The organism is Agrobacterium sp. SOY23 (assembly GCF_027212525.1).
In the GTDB taxonomy this organism is placed as follows: domain Bacteria; phylum Pseudomonadota; class Alphaproteobacteria; order Rhizobiales; family Rhizobiaceae; genus Agrobacterium; species Agrobacterium tumefaciens_I.
The window spans coordinates 295,748-311,835 of the sequence record NZ_JAPWDT010000004.1; the positions used below are offsets into that span (position 1 = coordinate 295,748).

Annotated in this window: 15 protein-coding genes; 9 read left to right on the plus strand and 6 right to left on the minus strand. The window is 60.0% G+C overall.

Annotated features, from left to right (window positions below):
- Positions 1-27: 27 nt before the first annotated feature.
- The 4 genes from O3S81_RS13705 to O3S81_RS13720 all read left to right on the plus strand — a co-directional run bounded on the left by O3S81_RS13705 (position 28) and on the right by O3S81_RS13720 (position 3,276).
- On the plus strand, positions 28-1,386 hold the full coding sequence (locus O3S81_RS13705) for an esterase-like activity of phytase family protein (protein ID WP_269343970.1): 1,359 nt from the start codon (positions 28-30) through the stop codon (positions 1,384-1,386).
- Positions 1,387-1,625: 239 nt separating this feature from the next.
- Positions 1,626-1,973, plus strand: coding sequence for a YunG family protein (locus O3S81_RS13710; RefSeq protein ID WP_269343972.1), 348 nt, complete (start codon positions 1,626-1,628; stop codon positions 1,971-1,973).
- A 168-nt stretch (positions 1,974-2,141) separates the two neighbouring features.
- Complete coding sequence (locus O3S81_RS13715; RefSeq protein ID WP_269344439.1) at positions 2,142-2,489, plus strand: hypothetical protein; 348 nt, start codon at positions 2,142-2,144, stop codon at positions 2,487-2,489.
- Positions 2,490-2,643: 154 nt separating this feature from the next.
- On the plus strand, positions 2,644-3,276 hold the full coding sequence (locus O3S81_RS13720; RefSeq protein ID WP_269343974.1) for a DapH/DapD/GlmU-related protein: 633 nt from the start codon (positions 2,644-2,646) through the stop codon (positions 3,274-3,276).
- 30 nt (positions 3,277-3,306) lie between these two features.
- On the opposite strand, the gene ppx is transcribed toward O3S81_RS13720, so the two are convergent.
- The 4 genes from ppx to O3S81_RS13740 all read right to left on the minus strand — a co-directional run bounded on the left by ppx (position 3,307) and on the right by O3S81_RS13740 (position 9,015).
- Positions 3,307-4,830 carry an exopolyphosphatase gene (gene ppx, locus O3S81_RS13725; RefSeq protein WP_269343975.1) on the minus strand — a complete coding sequence of 508 codons (1,524 nt, stop codon included), beginning with the start codon at positions 4,828-4,830 and terminating at the stop codon, positions 3,307-3,309.
- Positions 4,827-7,025 (minus strand): RNA degradosome polyphosphate kinase, encoded by a 2,199-nt coding sequence (locus O3S81_RS13730; protein WP_442864918.1) that lies wholly within the window; start codon positions 7,023-7,025, stop codon positions 4,827-4,829. The genes ppx and O3S81_RS13730 overlap by 4 nt, the downstream gene beginning before the upstream one ends.
- 101 nt (positions 7,026-7,126) lie before the next feature.
- Complete coding sequence (hdaA, locus tag O3S81_RS13735) at positions 7,127-7,855, minus strand: DnaA regulatory inactivator HdaA (RefSeq protein WP_269343977.1); 729 nt, start codon at positions 7,853-7,855, stop codon at positions 7,127-7,129.
- 2 nt (positions 7,856-7,857) lie between these two features.
- A complete protein-coding gene (locus O3S81_RS13740; protein WP_269343979.1) occupies positions 7,858-9,015 on the minus strand; it encodes an AI-2E family transporter in 1,158 nt (385 codons plus the stop codon).
- Between the two features lie 63 nt (positions 9,016-9,078).
- Between O3S81_RS13740 and O3S81_RS13745 the strand changes: the two genes are divergently transcribed.
- The 5 genes from O3S81_RS13745 (at position 9,079) to O3S81_RS13765 (ending at position 13,022) form a co-directional block, all read left to right on the plus strand.
- On the plus strand, positions 9,079-9,225 hold the full coding sequence (locus O3S81_RS13745) for a hypothetical protein (RefSeq protein WP_269343981.1): 147 nt from the start codon (positions 9,079-9,081) through the stop codon (positions 9,223-9,225).
- Positions 9,226-9,288: 63 nt separating this feature from the next.
- Positions 9,289-10,083 carry a class I SAM-dependent DNA methyltransferase gene (locus tag O3S81_RS13750; RefSeq protein ID WP_269343983.1) on the plus strand — a complete coding sequence of 265 codons (795 nt, stop codon included), beginning with the start codon at positions 9,289-9,291 and terminating at the stop codon, positions 10,081-10,083.
- Positions 10,084-10,206: 123 nt separating this feature from the next.
- Positions 10,207-11,280: a phosphoribosylformylglycinamidine cyclo-ligase gene (gene purM / locus O3S81_RS13755; RefSeq protein ID WP_269343985.1), complete on the plus strand. Its 1,074-nt coding sequence runs from the start codon at positions 10,207-10,209 to the stop codon at positions 11,278-11,280.
- Positions 11,277-11,951 carry a phosphoribosylglycinamide formyltransferase gene (purN, locus tag O3S81_RS13760; protein WP_269343987.1) on the plus strand — a complete coding sequence of 225 codons (675 nt, stop codon included), beginning with the start codon at positions 11,277-11,279 and terminating at the stop codon, positions 11,949-11,951. Before purM ends, purN begins: the two co-directional genes overlap by 4 nt.
- 135 nt (positions 11,952-12,086) lie before the next feature.
- The gene (locus tag O3S81_RS13765; protein WP_269343988.1) at positions 12,087-13,022 is read left to right on the plus strand and encodes an omptin family outer membrane protease; all 936 of its coding nucleotides are present in this window, start codon (positions 12,087-12,089) and stop codon (positions 13,020-13,022) included.
- Between the two features lie 118 nt (positions 13,023-13,140).
- On the opposite strand, the gene O3S81_RS13770 is transcribed toward O3S81_RS13765, so the two are convergent.
- Together O3S81_RS13770 and O3S81_RS13775 are read right to left on the minus strand one after the other, a co-directional pair.
- Complete coding sequence (locus tag O3S81_RS13770; protein WP_269343989.1) at positions 13,141-13,767, minus strand: NUDIX domain-containing protein; 627 nt, start codon at positions 13,765-13,767, stop codon at positions 13,141-13,143.
- A 58-nt stretch (positions 13,768-13,825) separates the two neighbouring features.
- Positions 13,826-16,048 carry a molybdopterin-containing oxidoreductase family protein gene (locus tag O3S81_RS13775; protein WP_269343990.1) on the minus strand — a complete coding sequence of 741 codons (2,223 nt, stop codon included), beginning with the start codon at positions 16,046-16,048 and terminating at the stop codon, positions 13,826-13,828.
- Between the last annotated feature and the right edge of the window lie 40 nt (positions 16,049-16,088).

A 16,088-nucleotide genomic window follows, 5' to 3' on the forward strand; every position in this document is an offset into this window, starting at 1 on the left:
TTCAACAGGTATCGAGGGGTCACCATCATGAAGCACATTCTTTTCGCCTCCTGCGCGCTTCTTGCGCTTGCCACCGCATCGCACGCGGCAGAGCAGGAGTTTCCGGCAAAGCTCGTCTCCCACGCCATCCTGCCGGCCAACACCATCATCGCGGCGCCCGCCGATGCGCCGGAGCACCTCAAGACCTCCGCCAAGTTCACCACCGCCGACCGCAAGCGCGCCGAAGGCCTGGGCACCGTGCCCGGCAAGGACGGCATGCGCCTGACCGGCCTTTCCATGCCGTTCAACGGCCAGCCGATGCAGGGTTTCTCCGGCATCAAGGCCATGCCCGATGGCAGCTTCTGGAGCCTTTCCGACAATGGCTTCGGTTCCAAGCTCAATTCCAGCGACGCCATGCTGATGCTTCACCACCTGAAACTCGACTGGGATGCCGGCAAGGTCAATGCGCTTGAAACCGTGTTCCTTTCCGACCCGGACATGAAGGCGCCCTTCCCCATCGTTCTCGAAGGCACTGCCAAGCGTTATCTGACCGGTGCGGATTTCGACGTTGAGTCCATTCAGCCGGTTGCCGATGGCTTCTGGGTCGGCGAAGAATTCGGCCCCTACATCCTGAAATTCACCCGCGACGGCAAGCTGACCGACGTCATCGCCACCAAGGCCGGCGACATCGAGGTGAAGTCTCCGGATCATCCCACGCTTGCCCTGCCCGGCAACCCGACACAGAAGATGCCGGCCTTCAACCTGAAGCGTTCCGGCGGTTACGAAGGCATGGCGCTTTCCAAGGATGGTTCCAAGCTCTACGGCCTTCTGGAAGGTCCGCTTTACATGGCCGATGGCCAGGTGGAAAAGACCGAAGACGGCGCAACCGCGCTGCGCATCATCGAACTCGACACCGCCAAGAAGCAATGGACCGGCCGCAGCTGGCTCTACCCGCTGGCCCAGGGCGGTGAAGCCATCGGCGACTTCAACATGCTGGACGACAGCACGGCGCTGGTCATCGAACGTGACAATGGCGCCGGCACCACCGACAAGGCCTGCGCCGACCCGAAGAAGCCGGAAGCAAACTGCTTTGCCGTGCCCGCCAAGGTGAAGCGCATCTACAAGATCGAGTTCAATGACGCCAATGTCGGCAAGGCCGCGCGCAAGATCGGCTATATCGATCTTCTGAAAATCTCCGACCCCGACAACAAGAAGCGTCAGGGCGGCGGCAACGGTTATTATGACATGCCTTTCGTCACCATCGAGAATGTCGACCGCGTCGATGCCACGCATATCATCGTTGGCAACGACAACAACCTGCCCTTCTCGGCCGGCCGTGCGCTGGACAAGGCTGACGACAACGAATTCGTCCTGCTGGACGTCAAGGACCTGCTTGACGCCAAGTAAGACCAAAGCTGCTGTCAATCGCTTTGGCAGCGGCGAATGATCCCGACGGAGCGCCCGGCAGACACAATATCTGCATGGCGCTCCGTTTCGATTCTCCAGAGCTGGAGCAATTCCGGTGAACACCGGTTCACCTCCATTGCTCTATCTCTTTGTTTTTGCGCATTTCCGGACGCAAAACCGAGCACAGTTTTGCTGGAAATGCTTTAACCGAAACATGCTTGCGGAAAAGAAGACATTTCATGCAGGACCATGCAGAGAGACTATATTACGCCCTGAAGAAAAGCTGGTCGGGTGAGACCAGCAGCCTTTGGTCGCGCGAAAACCCCGCCAAGGGACAAGGCAGCGTCACCGCGCTGGTGGTGCAGGATATTTTCGGCGGTGAACTCGCCAAAACCGCTGTCAGCGGCGCCGAGCATTTCTACAATATCATCGAAGGCATTCGCTGGGACTTCACCTTCGCCCAGTTCGATATTCCGGTCGGTTATCAGGACAGGCTTGCCAGCCGCACGGAGGCCATGGCGACGATAACGCCGCTGCAATATGCCTATCTCAGCGCCTGCATCAGAAAGGCACTGGGGCACGGCTGAACCTTTGCGCGGGAATTTCGCCCCTGCGGTTTACCCGGCGACTTCCGGCATGACGCGTAATTATTCCGCCCCGTTCCACAACCGCAATTTCTGCCTTTCCGCAAAGCGGTCACAATCAATGCGATAATCCTGGCTGGCGCAATGGATGCAGTGACAGGAGAGTCTTTGATGAGTGAGAGTTGTCCGGTACCGACACCGGCAGAGCGGCAGATCCAGGATATATTGGAACGCAAGGAAGCGGCGATGATGGCGAGCATTCACGCCGCCCTTGAGCGCGCCAGCAAAGAGGTCGCTGAAGCGTTCAAGACCGTCGATTCGGACATGCAGCCACCGCCCCATGACTATTTTGCCGCAGTCGCGCATCAGCAGCTCTTCCTGCTCCTATGCGGGGCCGACCCGAAGACCTTCGAGGGCGGAGACCCTGAAATCGCCGGTCACATCATTCGCAACGCTCGGAACATAACCGAGCACTATTGGGAGACAAAAGGGACCCCGACCGATGTCACCGTCAGGTGATGCGCATCATGAAGAGAAGACGTTTGCACGAGCAACCGGCGTGATCCGCACTTGAGAGAAAATGGCGGCGGCCACGACCGGATAGCTTTCACCATCCCGCGTCACAGGCCCTTCATCATCCCCGGTTAAGCAGGCGCGAAATCCGGAGACTGGAATGGACTCGACCGCTCAGATCAAGCGCCCGAAAATCGCAGAGACCGTTATTCATGCGACAGCGAGCATAAGGGATTCAAGCATCGGTGAATGCTGCGAAATTCTGGCTGATACCTCGCTGCATAATGTCGAACTCGGGAGCTACTCCTATCTCGGTCCCCGCTGCATGGTAGGGGACGCGATAATCGGAAAGTTCTGCGCCATCGCCGCGGAAGTCAGGATCGGTGCGCCGAACCATCCGATGGACCGGCCATCCATGCATCGTTTCAGCTACTGCCCGGAATATTACTCCGCCGATGCGGTGCGCGACGACGCCTTTTTCGACCAGCGAAAGCAGGATCGCGCCATCATCGGCCATGATGTCTGGATCGGTCACGGGGTCATCGTCTTGCCGGGTGTAACGGTTGGAGATGGCGCGGTACTTGCCGCCGGTGCCGTGGTCACCAGAGATGTGCCGCCCTACACCATCGTCGGCGGTGTTCCTGCGAAAATCATTCGCGAGCGCTTTTCGCGATCCATCGCGGCGAAGCTTGCTTCCATCGCCTGGTGGGACTGGCCATTCGAGACGATCATGGCGCGGCTTGCCGACTTTCAGTCGAGCGATATCGAAGCCTTTTGCGAGCGCTGGTCGTAGCCAGCGCCGCAAGACGGGCATCGCCGCTCGTCACTCGAATACGAAGGCCAGTCGCTTGCCCGTCAGCTTCGCCAGCTGCTGCAAACGGCCATCCAGACGCTCGCCCGCGAAATCGCAATAATCATGCGGCACGACGAATTCCAGATCGAGATCCGGATTGTCGGATTTGCGGAATTTCAGATGGTCGACGACGCCCGGCATCGAGGCCGAAAAGAGGTAGACGACACGCAGCAGGCCGCCGAGCAGCTTGCCGAGTTCCTGCAGACGTTCGCCTGCCATTACCGCAAGCGGCTCCGTGGTGCCGTTATCGTTCAGGCCTTCGAAGCGATAATAATTGGCGAGCGCAATATAGGCGCGGCCGGGATGGGTGATCGCCACGAAGGACGAATGGGCGATGATGTTGAGCGCCTGCAAGCCGCGATAGTCCGGATGGGCGCGCCAGCTGATATCGGCCAGAAGGCAGGCCGCCTGCCGGTAACGGCTCTCCTCTTCGGTCTCATCAATGCCGAAGACCGGAAAGGTGCGACCGCTCCAGTCCGCCAGTTCGCGCGCATGTTCTGGCGAGCGGGCGCGCAGAATGGCAAGCTCATCCGCCGCGACCAGCAGCGGATCGGAATCCCGCTCCTCTTCCGTCAGCAGCGAATAAAGATAACCTTCGCGCACACCCTGCGCCGAAAAGGCGATCTTTGCCGGTTTCATCACCTTCAGGACTTCGCGCATGGCGATGGCGCCGAAAGGCAGCAGCGAACGGCGGTTCTTGGAGACCGCCTGCCAGGCCGGATCCTTGCTGTCCCGGGAGACGATGACCTCCTCCAGAAAATTCAGCATTTCCTCCAGCGGCAATTCATATCCCTGCATCATATGCAGCGAATAGCCGGTGATCTCCATATGCAGCTTGGCGATGTTTCGCCAGGTGCCGCCGACCGCATAAAAGGTGCGCCCCTCACCCGCCGCCAGAAGCTTCGCAAAGGATTTGACGTGTTTTCTGGCGATGGTGGCCGCTTTTTCCAGCGAGCCGTCCGATTGTTCCGACAGCCGCAGGCCGCCGAGCGGCAGGGTGATGCCCTCGCCGCAGCTCTTGCCCTTGATGTCGATGAGCTCGAGCGAACCGCCGCCCAGATCGCCGGCGATGCCATCGGGATCATGGAAACCGCTGATCACGCCATAGGCCGAATAAAGTGCTTCCTTTTCGCCGGACAGCACCTCGATCTCGCAGCCGAGAATGGCTTCGGCTTCACGGATGAAATCCGGGCCGTTTTCCGCTTCACGCGCCGCAGCCGTCGCCAGCACATAAAGCTTCTGCGCCTGCGCCTGTTCGGAAAGCACATGGAAGCGCCTCAACGCCATCAGCGCCCGGCTGACACCTTCCTCATGCATGCGGCCCGTCAGCGCCAGTCCCTTGCCAAGGCCGCAAAGGACCTTTTCGTTGAACAGCACCGCGGGCGCGCGGGAAAGGCCTTCATATACAACGAGACGAACGGAGTTCGAACCAATATCTATGACGGAAACGGGGGCAAGGCCGGTCAGCCGCCCCTGTGCTTCTGATCGAGTCATTCAGCCTGTTTCTTGCGGGAGGAAATCAACCCGGCAATCAATTTGGGCGCACTGGATTTCAGGGCTTCACCACGTCCGGAAAGGCTGGGATTGGTCATGAAATAGTGCTGCGCGTTGAACGGTTCTTCGCCTTTACGCACCTCAATGCGCCTTGACGTTCCGTCCGCAAGTATCTCGTAGCTCTGCTGGTTGTCAATGAGATTGCCCAGCATAATCTGTGAAAGAACCTGCTCGTGCACGGTCGGATTGGTGAGCGGAACAAGCGTCTCGACGCGACGGTCGAGGTTGCGCGGCATCATGTCGGCCGAGCCGATATAGACCAGCGCCTTGTCCGAAGGTAGCCCGAAACCATTGCCGAAGCAGAAGATGCGGCTGTGTTCCAGGAAGCGGCCGACGATGGATTTGACGCGGATATTGTCCGACAGTCCCGCCACCTGCGGGCGCAGGCAGCAGATGCCGCGCACGACCAGATCGACCTCCACACCCGCCGCGCTGGCGCGGTAGAGCGCATCGATGATCTCCGGATCGACCAGCGAATTCATCTTCATCCAGATCGCTGCCGGCGCACCGCGCTTGGCGTGCTCGATCTCTTCATTGATGTGCTTCACGATGCGGGCGCGCAGCGTATAAGGCGAAACCGCCAGCTTCATGCCCTCTTCCGGTTCGCCGTAACCCGTGATGAAGTTGAAGATATTCGCCATGTCATGGGCGATCTTCGGATTGCAGGTGAAGAAGGACAGGTCAGTGTAAATCTTCGCCGTGATCGGGTGGTAGTTGCCGGTACCAAGGTGGCAATAGGTTCTGAGCTTGCCGTCTTCACGGCGCACCACCATCGACATCTTGGCATGGGTCTTCAGTTCGATGAAGCCGAACACCACCTGCACGCCGGCGCGCTCCAGGTCGCGCGCCCAGCGGATGTTTGCCTCTTCGTCGAAACGCGCCTTCAGTTCCACCAGCGCAGTGACGGATTTACCGGCTTCGGCCGCATCGATCAGCGCGCGAACGATCGGGCTGTCATTGGAGGTACGATAGAGCGTCTGCTTGATGGCGAGCACGTCGGGATCGCGCGCGGCCTGCAGCAGGAACTGCACGACCACGTCGAAGCTCTCATAGGGATGGTGGACCACCATGTCCTTTTCGCGGATGGCGGCGAGGCAATCGCCGGCATGTTCGCGCACGCGCTCGGGGAAACGGGCGTTATAGGGCTCGAACTTCAGGTCGTCGCGCGGCGCGCGCACGATTTCCGAGATGGTGTTGAGCGCGAGAAGGCCGGGCAGAACGGCGACACGATTGTCCGGAACGCCCAGCTCATGCACCACGAACTGGCGCAGCGACTGCGGCATTTCACTGTCGGTCTCGATACGGATGACGGAACCGCGACGGCGGCGCTTCAATGCGCTTTCGAAAAAGCGCACCAGATCTTCCGCCTCTTCCTCCACCTCGATATCGCTGTCGCGGATGATGCGGAACGTGCCGGAACCGCGAACGGTATAGCCCGGATAAAGGCGGTGAATGAACAGGCCGACCACGTCTTCGAGCGTGATATAGCGAATGGCGTTCTTTTCATCCGGCAGGCGCACGAAGCGGTCAAGCGCCGGCGGCAGGCGCAGGAGCGCCGTCATCGGCTCGCGGCCGTTGACGCTGTCGAGCTGCAGGCCCATGGAAAAGCCGAGATTGGGAATGAAGGGGAACGGGTGTGCCGGATCGATGGAGAGCGGCGTCAGCACGGGGAACATGCGCTCCTCGAACTCCGTTTCCAGCCAGGTGCGGTCCGCATCCGAAAGTGCGGCGGGCCGCACGATGAAGATTTCTTCCCTGGCAAGATATTGCTGCAGAACGGCAAGCGAAGCCTGCTGCTCCATCTGCAGATTGTCGATTTCCTTCAGGATATCTTCCAGCTGTTCGGCCGGGGTCTTGCCATCGGGCGTCTTGACGGTGATCTTCTGGCGTACCTGGCCTTCGAGGCCGGCGACGCGGACCATGAAGAATTCATCGAGGTTGGCGGCCGAGATGGACAGGAAACGCAGCCGCTCCAGCAGCGGGTGATCCGTATTCAGCGTTTCTTCGAGGACGCGGCGATTGAACTGCAACCAGGAGAATTCGCGGTTGATGAAGCGCGCTGGGCTATCCCAGAGGTTCTCGCCCTCGTTCACTGGCTGAACCTTGTTGAAATCTTCCTGCGCGACAGCGTCCATGCCCTTTTCCATCCCCTTAGCTGTTTCCGTCCCGTGATCCTGTTGCATCGCGTGATCGTCCTTCTTGCCCGTATAACAGTTTGACGACGGAACTGTGACAGTTATTCGTCGTCCAATCCGCTGCCCGTGGGTACCGTGTCCATCGCATTGAGAACTTCCGCCACCAGCGGACGGGTTATCCGTGTTGCGCGCGCGAGCGCCAGCCGATCGATCCGCTCCACAATCGTCTGCGCGGTATCGAGCGAACGCTCCATTCTATTGACGATGTAGCCTATGAGTTTGTCGTCCATATAAAGCTGCCGGTCAGCGAAAAGTTTCACCAGCACCTGCGCCAGCAGCGCCTCGTCCGGCTCGCCGGTTTCCACCACCGTCACGGCCTTGAGGCGCGAACGCAGATCCGGCAGCGTCACCGGCCATGCGGCCGGCCATTGCCGGCTGGTCATCAGGAGCGTGGTGCCGTGCTGGCGCACGCTGTTGATGACATGGAAAAGTTCCGTATCGTCGAAACCGCGCCGATCGGCGTCCTCGAAAAGAACCGGTCCCGTTTCAGCCGCGCGCGCGGCATCCGCACCGGCCTTCGGGTGAATATCGCGGGCGTCGCTAATATTTTTCCAGATATTGGCGAGATGCGATTTCCCCGAACCCGGCGGCCCGGCCAGCACGACGACGGGCGAGCGCCAGTTCGGCCATTCGTCGATGAGGCTGACGGCAGCCGAAAGCGAGGCGGAAACGAGGAGATCCTCCCGGCCGGAAGCGGACTGGTGCGAGAATGCGAGCGGCAGCTGCTCGGCCTTCGACCGGGCGTTGTCGGTTTTGATTTGGTCAGTCATCGTCAGCTCTGAGAGTCAACCTTGCCGGAGGACGTTTCCCCTTCTTCCAGGGCAGGATTTGTGTCCCAGGGAAGGTTGGCGGCGTGCCCGTGGTAGAGATCGCTTTCAAGATACCGCGACAAGGCGAAGCGGACAAGCACGCCGACCGCCGCCGCAGCCGGCACCGCGACCAGAAGCCCGACGAAACCGAAAAGCGCACCGAAGGCGAAGAGGGCGAACATCAGCCACACCGGATGCAGGCCGACGCTTTTGCCGACAAGCTTCGGCTGCAGGATGTTGCCTTCGATGAACTGGCCGGAAAAGAACACGACGAGTGTCAGGAAGACATAGATATAGTCCGGCCAGAACTGCACGATGGCGACACCGACCGCAAGGATGAGGCCGACCATCGAACCGATATAGGGAATGAAGCTGATGAGACCGGAGAAAAGGCCGATCAGCAGGCCGAAATTCAGGCCCACCAACGACAGGCCGACGGCGTAATAAACCCCGAGAATGATGCAGAGCGACCCCTGCCCGCGCACGAAACCGGCGATCGTCTTGTCCATGTCGCGGGCGATCTGGCGGACGGTGTGCACGTAGTCGCGCGGGATCCAGCTATCGACCTTGTCGATCATCCGGTCCCAGTCGAGCAGCAGGTAGAAGGCGACGACGGGCGTGACTACCAGAAGCGACATGACATCGACGAGCGATTTTCCCGAATTCCAGATCTGCGTCAAAAGCGTGCCGATGAAACCGGCGCCTTCGGTCAGAAGCTTGGAGAAATTCTCCTTCACCGCGTCGATCTGGCTGCTCACCCAGTCCGGCAGGAGGTTGGTATCGGCGCCGGCGATCAGCTGCTGCAACGAGGAGACATATTGCGGGATGCGCGTGATGAATTCCGATGCCTGGGCGACGATCAACGGAATGATGATGATGAGCGACAGCGCAAAGATCAGCACGAAGGAAACGAGGATGACGACGGTCGCCATCAACCGGCTCAAGCCCCGCCGTTCCAGCCAGTCGGCCACCGGATCGAGGAAATAGGCAAGCGCCATGCCCGCCACGAAAGGCAGGAGAATGGAGCTGAAGACCATCAGGAACAGGACAAAGACGGCAAGCACGCCGATCCAGAAAAACACCTGCCGGCGCAGGCTCGTGCCGCTCACATGGGGTTGCATCCGTTCATCCTTCTGTCGCCGTGCCGTCATCGCCCATCATGGAGATAGGATGCGCGGATGCATATGGTCAAGACCGACGCTGTTGCCCTGCATGCCTGCAAAGAGCGCCCGCTGGCCGCCGGGTCCTTCGCGCAAACCCCGCATGCTGGTAAAATCGCCCATTTCCAGCCAACCCGCCGCAACGGCAGGTTGACCCGCGACAAATATTAGATAACGATCAAATATCGCCGGGCGGGCCAGCAGCGCTCTTCATGCCCGGTGGCCGGAGGCACGATGCAGAGCACCAGTGAAAATGGCATCGCGGAATATAATGCGGGTCTCTTCGATAACCCCGAAGTGGCCGCATGGTATGACAACCAGCAGCTTTACCCCGCCGAACGCATCATTCTTGAAGACTTCCGCCATGCCTATGCCGGCAAGCGGCTGCTGGACCTCGGGGTCGGCACCGGCCGGACGACAAAACCGCTTCTACCACTGGTGGGCGAGTATATAGGCATCGACCTTTCGCAGCCCATGCTTTCCCTTGCGCGGCGCAATTTTCCCGAGGCCACCTTTCTTGACATGGATGTGCGGGCGATCGGCCAGTTCGGGGCGGAGCGCTTCGATTGCGTGCTCGGCGCACTCGCCATCCTGAGCGCCTTCGACCATGAGGACCGGCTTGCCATCATTCGTGCCGTCCGCAGCATCCTGTCACCAGACGGGTACTTCATCTTCTCGTTTCATAACCGGCAGTGGAAGCGGGCCGGCGGCATGCCGCTGCATCGACGCTCCTGGCATCCGCGTGAGGTGGTGAATTCGCTGCATCCGCAAAGCTGGATCAATTATCTGCGGCTGCAATCCGCCACGCGGCAAACACCGGAATATGCCATTCTCGCGGATCAGGCGCACCGCTGGAGCGGCCTGTTTTATTTCATCGACCTTGCCGCCCAGACCCGCCAGCTGCAGGATGCGGGCTTCGAGGTGGTTGCCCGTTACGGCGAGAATGGACGGCGGATCGAGGAAAGTTCCGATACGTCCAATGACGGCCTGCTCAATCTCGTCTGTCGCGCCGCGCCGCAGTCATCCTGAGCCCCCGATACGGCAAGCCCCGCCAAAGCCGTTAAAAACCGGAGCTTTTGCCACTCAAACCCTTGCATCAGGCCCCGTCCCGTGCGAATGGCGACGCCAAAGGAACCAGCGGAGACGAGAGCCATGAGCCAGTCGGGCAAGAACGGTCTTACCTATAGTGATGCAGGTGTGGATATCGATGCCGGCAACCTGATGGTCGAAAAGATCAAACCGGCGGTGCGCTCCACGCGGCGTCCCGGCGCGGATGGCGAAATTGGCGGCTTCGGCGGCCTGTTCGATCTGAAGGCGGCAGGTTTCACCGATCCGGTTCTGGTGGCTGCCAATGACGGCGTCGGCACCAAGCTGAAGATCGCCATCGACGCGGACTATCACGACACTGTCGGCATCGACCTCGTCGCCATGTGCGTCAACGATCTCGTCGTTCAGGGCGCAGAACCGCTGTTCTTCCTCGATTATTTCGCCACCGGCAAGCTTGACCCGGATCAGGGTGCGGCGATTGTTTCCGGCATCGCCGCCGGCTGCCGCGAATCCGGCTGTGCGCTGATCGGTGGTGAAACCGCCGAAATGCCCGGCATGTATTCCGATGGCGACTACGATCTCGCAGGCTTTGCCGTGGGTGCTGCCGAACGCGGCCAGCTTCTGCCGGCCGGCGATATTTCCGAAGGCGACGTCATTCTCGGCCTTTCCTCCTCTGGCGTTCACTCCAACGGCTTTTCGCTGGTGCGCAAGATCGTATCGATCTCCGGCCTTGGCTGGGACGCCCCGGCCCCCTTCGCCGATGGCAAGAAGCTCGGCGAAGCCCTGCTGACGCCGACCCGCATCTATGTGAAGCCGCTTCTGAAGGCGATCCGCGAGACCGGCGCGCTGAAGGCGCTGGCGCATATTACCGGCGGCGGTTTCCCGGAGAATATTCCGCGCGTTCTGCCCAAGCACCTCGCCGCCGAAATCGATCTTGCCGCGATCGAGGTTCCGGCCGTCTTCTCCTGGCTTGCCAAGACCGGCGGCGTCGAAGCGAAGGAAATGCTGCGCACCTTCAATTGTGGCGTTGGCATGATCGTCGTTGTTTCGGCTGAAAACGCCCAGAAGGTTACAGAGGTTCTGACGGCGGAAGGCGAAACCGTCTTCCCGCTCGGCCGCATGGTTGCGCGGCAAGAGGGTGAACATGGCACGATCTACAAGGGCACCCTCGACCTATGATGCGCGCCGCCTTCACGTCCGGCCGCAAGCGCGTCGTCGTTTTCATCTCCGGCAGCGGCTCCAACATGGTGTCGCTGGCCAAAGCCTGCCAGGCGACGGATTTTCCGGCGGAAATCGTTTGCGTGATTTCGGACAAGGCCTCTGCGGGCGGGCTGGAAAAGGCCCGCGCTCTCGGCATTCCGACGCTGGTCTTCGAGCGTAAAACCTATGCCAGCAAGGCCGAACATGAAGGCGCCATTCTGGCCGCACTTGGCGAGATCGCGCCCGACATCATCTGCCTTGCCGGTTACATGCGGTTGATTTCGGGGGAATTCATAGCGCCCTATGAAGGCCGGATCATCAATATCCACCCTTCCCTGCTGCCGCTCTTTCCCGGTTTGCACACCCATCAGCGCGCCATCGACAGCGGCATGAAGATTTCCGGCTGCACCGTGCATTTCGTCACCGAAGGCATGGATGAAGGCCCGACCATCGCGCAGGGTGCCGTGCCGGTGCTTTCCGGGGACACGGCCGATACGCTTGCAGCGCGCATCCTGACCGTCGAGCACCAGCTTTACCCGCTCACGTTGAAGCGGCTGGCGGAAGGCAAGGTACGAATGGAAGGTGGCAAAGCTGTCTCCACGGACAATGACAGTAAATCAGAGTATTCAAGCCTGATTTCCGCTTTCTGATAAATAAATTTTTAAAGTACAAAAAATAAATCAGAAGTGGTATTTTTCGGAAAAATAAACCGATCATTTACCATAATCGCCCTTAATGCCCGCAACGGCCCCTATTTCAGGCCCTCCGGTCATTCAGGAGCGATCATGCCATTTTCGAGATTTTCACTGCCGCTTTCGGCCCTTCTGCTGATGGGCGCCAGCCTGCCGGTCATGGCCGAACAAGGCGGCGTTACAGCTTCACTGGATGCGGGTGTTCTCAATCTCCGTGCTACGGAGACCGTTCATCTGGGCGGACGCAAAGTGAGTGAACTCGAATGGGAAACCAAAAACGCCGTGGCGCTGCGCGGCTCGCTCGGGCTTGAGCTGGCGCCTGGCTGGCGCGTCAAGGCGGAAGGCCGCGTCGGCTTCGAAGGCGACGGCTACATGACCGATTATGACTGGATATGGCCTTTTTCCAGAGATAGCTCCAAAGAGAATTGGAGCCATCGCTCCCAGCATGACGATACGCGGCTCGACCATTATTTTTCGGGAAGCCTCGAACTCAATCGCATGTTGCTGGAAGATCCCCAGCAATATCTCAGCGCCGGCGTCGGCTTCCGTTATACGGATGTGCAATGGTCTGCCTATGGCGGCAAGGGCGTCTACAGCCTTTTCTCGCCAAGGGACCTGAGCGTAAGATTCAATGATGATGTCAAAGGCATCACCTACCGTCAGCAAATCCCGGTTTTCTACGGCAACCTGACGGGCGGCCAGAGGTTTGGCAACTGGTCGCTGAATGCCGGCGTCGAAGGCGGCGCGATGGTCTATGGCAAGGCAACGGACGACCATCACCTGCGCGACATGCGCTTCACCGACAAATTCGATGTTGCCGGCATGTTCGGGGTAAAGGCAGGCATTGCCTATGACCTGACCGAGAATGCCTCGATCTATCTCGACGGCGCCTATGACTATACCAGCCTGGGGCGCGGCGACACTCATTACAGCGGCGCAGGTGCGGGAAATCTTGCGTCGGAGAAAAATGCCGGCGGCGGTGACCTGCAGTCGATTTTCGTGGGAATGGGCGTCAAAGGACGGTTTTGACTAGAGGGCCCAGCACCAAAGAAGGGTGAGTTTCGCTCCCCTTGGCCAATAACACGCTCCTCGCAACGCATGACAAGGAACTTGCCGCGGTTGCCAAGCTGAGGAACACATCCTTCGTTTAGGGTTTTCTCAAAACCGCACGGTTCAACATTGCCCATTGCAGCAGGATGATCGTCTTGGAATCGGTGATTTCGCCTGATGCGATCATGGCGAAAGCCTCGTCGAGGCCATAGGTCAGAACCTCCAGATCCTCGCCTTCGCTTTCCAGTCCGCCGCCGCTGCCGGCCTGCACATCGAGATCGATGCGCGCAACGAACAGGCTGACCTTTTCCGTCAGCGTGCCGGGGCTGGCATACATGTCGAAGAGATATTCGACCTTTTCGACCGCATAACCGGATTCCTCCATTGCCTCGCGGCGAATGGCATCGGCGGCATCGTCCTCATCGAGCAGCCCGGCCGGCACCTCGATCATGAAGCTCGGATCGCCGTTCACGAAAGCGGCGGGACGGAACTGGCGCACCATCACCACGCTGTCACGTTTCACGTCATAAAGAAGAATGGCGGCGGCGACGCCATGATCGTGCACTTCCCGCACGATGCGCATTGTCCTGCCATCCGGCATGCGCTGGTCGAAAATGAGCTTCTGCATGTGCACGAAGCCCTTCCAGACCGTTTCCTTTTCCACCAGCCGGATTCTGCCGGCATCCATGTCGGCCGGAAGGTTTTTCGCCTGCGTCTGTGTCACCGGATATGTCCTTGCCTGTCGTGGGATTGTTTCAGACTGCCTGTGTTGCGGTGCAATATCAAGCCTCGCTGGCCTCGTCGTTTCGGCGGAGCCATACCTTGTTGTCGTGAAACGCCGCGCCGCCATAGGGGGCGACGGCATCGGCACCGGTCAGAACATTGATGCCCTCGCCGTCCAGATGCGCCTTGTTCGGCCACAGGCCCTCGGCAATCAGCACGCCGGGCCTTGCCCCCTCCACGATCTTCGCATGGAGGCGCACTTCGCCGCGTTCATTGCCTATACGGACGATGTCGCCATCGGCGATACCCTGATCTGCGGCATCGTCGGGACAGACCATCAACTCCGGACGACCTTCTTTCTGCACGGAAGTCTTGGTTTCCGCGAAGGTGGAGTTCAGGAAATTGCGCGCCGGTGATGTCGCCAGCCGGAAGGGATGGTCCGCATCCGCAACCTCGATGACGTCGACCTGATCCGGGAATTTCGGAAACTCGGAGACAGGCCCCATGACACCGATATTCTTCGGCGGCTTGTTCGGAGAAGGTCCGGTTGCCCAGTCGGGGCTGAAACGGAATTTTCCATCGCCGTACCCAAAACCCTCGAGATAATGCGCCACCTCGAAAGGCGGCTGCGCATCGATCCATTTCTCTTCCGCCAATGTGTCGAAATCGCCCCAGCCACTGACTTTCAGCATACGGTCGACATGCTCGCGGGCAGAGAGGCCGAAGCCGAGCATATGATCGACACCGAGGCGCTTTGCCAGTTCCTCGATGACGAAGAGGTTGGTGCGCACCGTTTCCGGCGGCTCCACCAGTTTGGGCCCGAGCAGAATGTGGTTCTGGCCGCCGGCGCGGTAGATGTCGTCATGCTCCAGGAACATGGTGGCCGGCAGCACGATATCGGCCACATCGGCCGTCTCAGTCATGAACTGCTCGTGCACGGCCACGAAAAGATCGTCGCGCAGGAAACCCTGTTTCACCAGCCGCTGTTCGGGCGCGACATTGACGGGATTGGTGTTCTGGATCAGCAGCGCCGTCACCGGGCCGCCATGGCGCAGCGCCTCCGCGTCCCCCGTCAGCACGCGGCCGATCTGCGACTGGTCAAGCTGGCGCACTTCGGGGTCAGCATAGGCCGTGCCCATCAGCTCCGCTTTGTTGAGCCGGAAGATGTCACCATTATTGTGGAACGCGCCGCCGCCTTCATATTGCCAGGAGCCGAGAACCGTGGCGATGGAAAGCGCCGCATGCATGGCGACCGCGCCATTGCGCTGGCGGGCAAAACCGTAACCCAGCCGGAAGAAGGTCTTTTTCGTCGTGCCGACGAGTCGCGCGAAAGCCTCGATCTCCTCCACCGAAAGACCGGTGATTTCGGATGCCCATTGCGGCGTCTTCGACTTCAGATGCGCTTCGAGCCCCGCCGGATCGTCGGCGAAACGCGCCATGTAATCGTGGTCGGCATAACCGTCGCGGAAGGCGATATGCATGACGGCGCAGGCCAGTGCGGCATCCGTTCCGGGCCGGACGACGAGGCGCATATCCGCCTGTTTCATGGTTGGATTGTCGTAGATATCGACAACGACGATCTTCGCGCCGCGCTCCTTGCGGGCCTTGACCGCATGGGTCATGACGTTGACCTGGGTGGCCACCGCATTGGTGCCCCAGATGACGACGACATCGGCCTTGCCGATCTCGCGCGGATCGGGGCCGCGCAAGGCGCCTGTACCCATCACATAACCGGTCCAGGCCATGTTGGTGCAGATCGAGCCAAAGAAGCCGGAATATTTCTTGGCATGGCGCAGCCGCTCAATGGAATCGCGCTGCACCTGCCCCATGGTACCGGCATAGAAATAGGGCCAGATGGCCTCGGCACCATGCCGGGCTTCCGCCTTGACGAAAGCGTCGGCCACCTCGTCCAGCGCCGCTTCCCAGGAAATCTCCTGCCAGTCACCGGCACCTTTTGCGCCCTTGCGGCGCTTCGGCGTCAGCAGACGACCGGGATGGTAGATGCGCTCGGAATAACGCGCCACCTTGGCGCAGATGACGCCGGCGGTATATGTATTGGCATTGGCGCCGCGCACACGGCCGATGCGGCCATCGGCATTGATGTCGACCTCCAGCGCGCAGGCGCTCGGACAGTCATGCGGGCAAACCGTGTGTCCGATACGGACTTCGGCCTTGGCGGTGGCTTTTTCAGCGGAAATCGGGGTCGCAACGTTCATGTCTTTTGTATATTGCATCAACGATGCGGCAAAAAGGCCGAAGTGACGTCCATCAAGAATATTCATCCTGACCATTCATCCCGATACACGGCAAGCGAGACATATC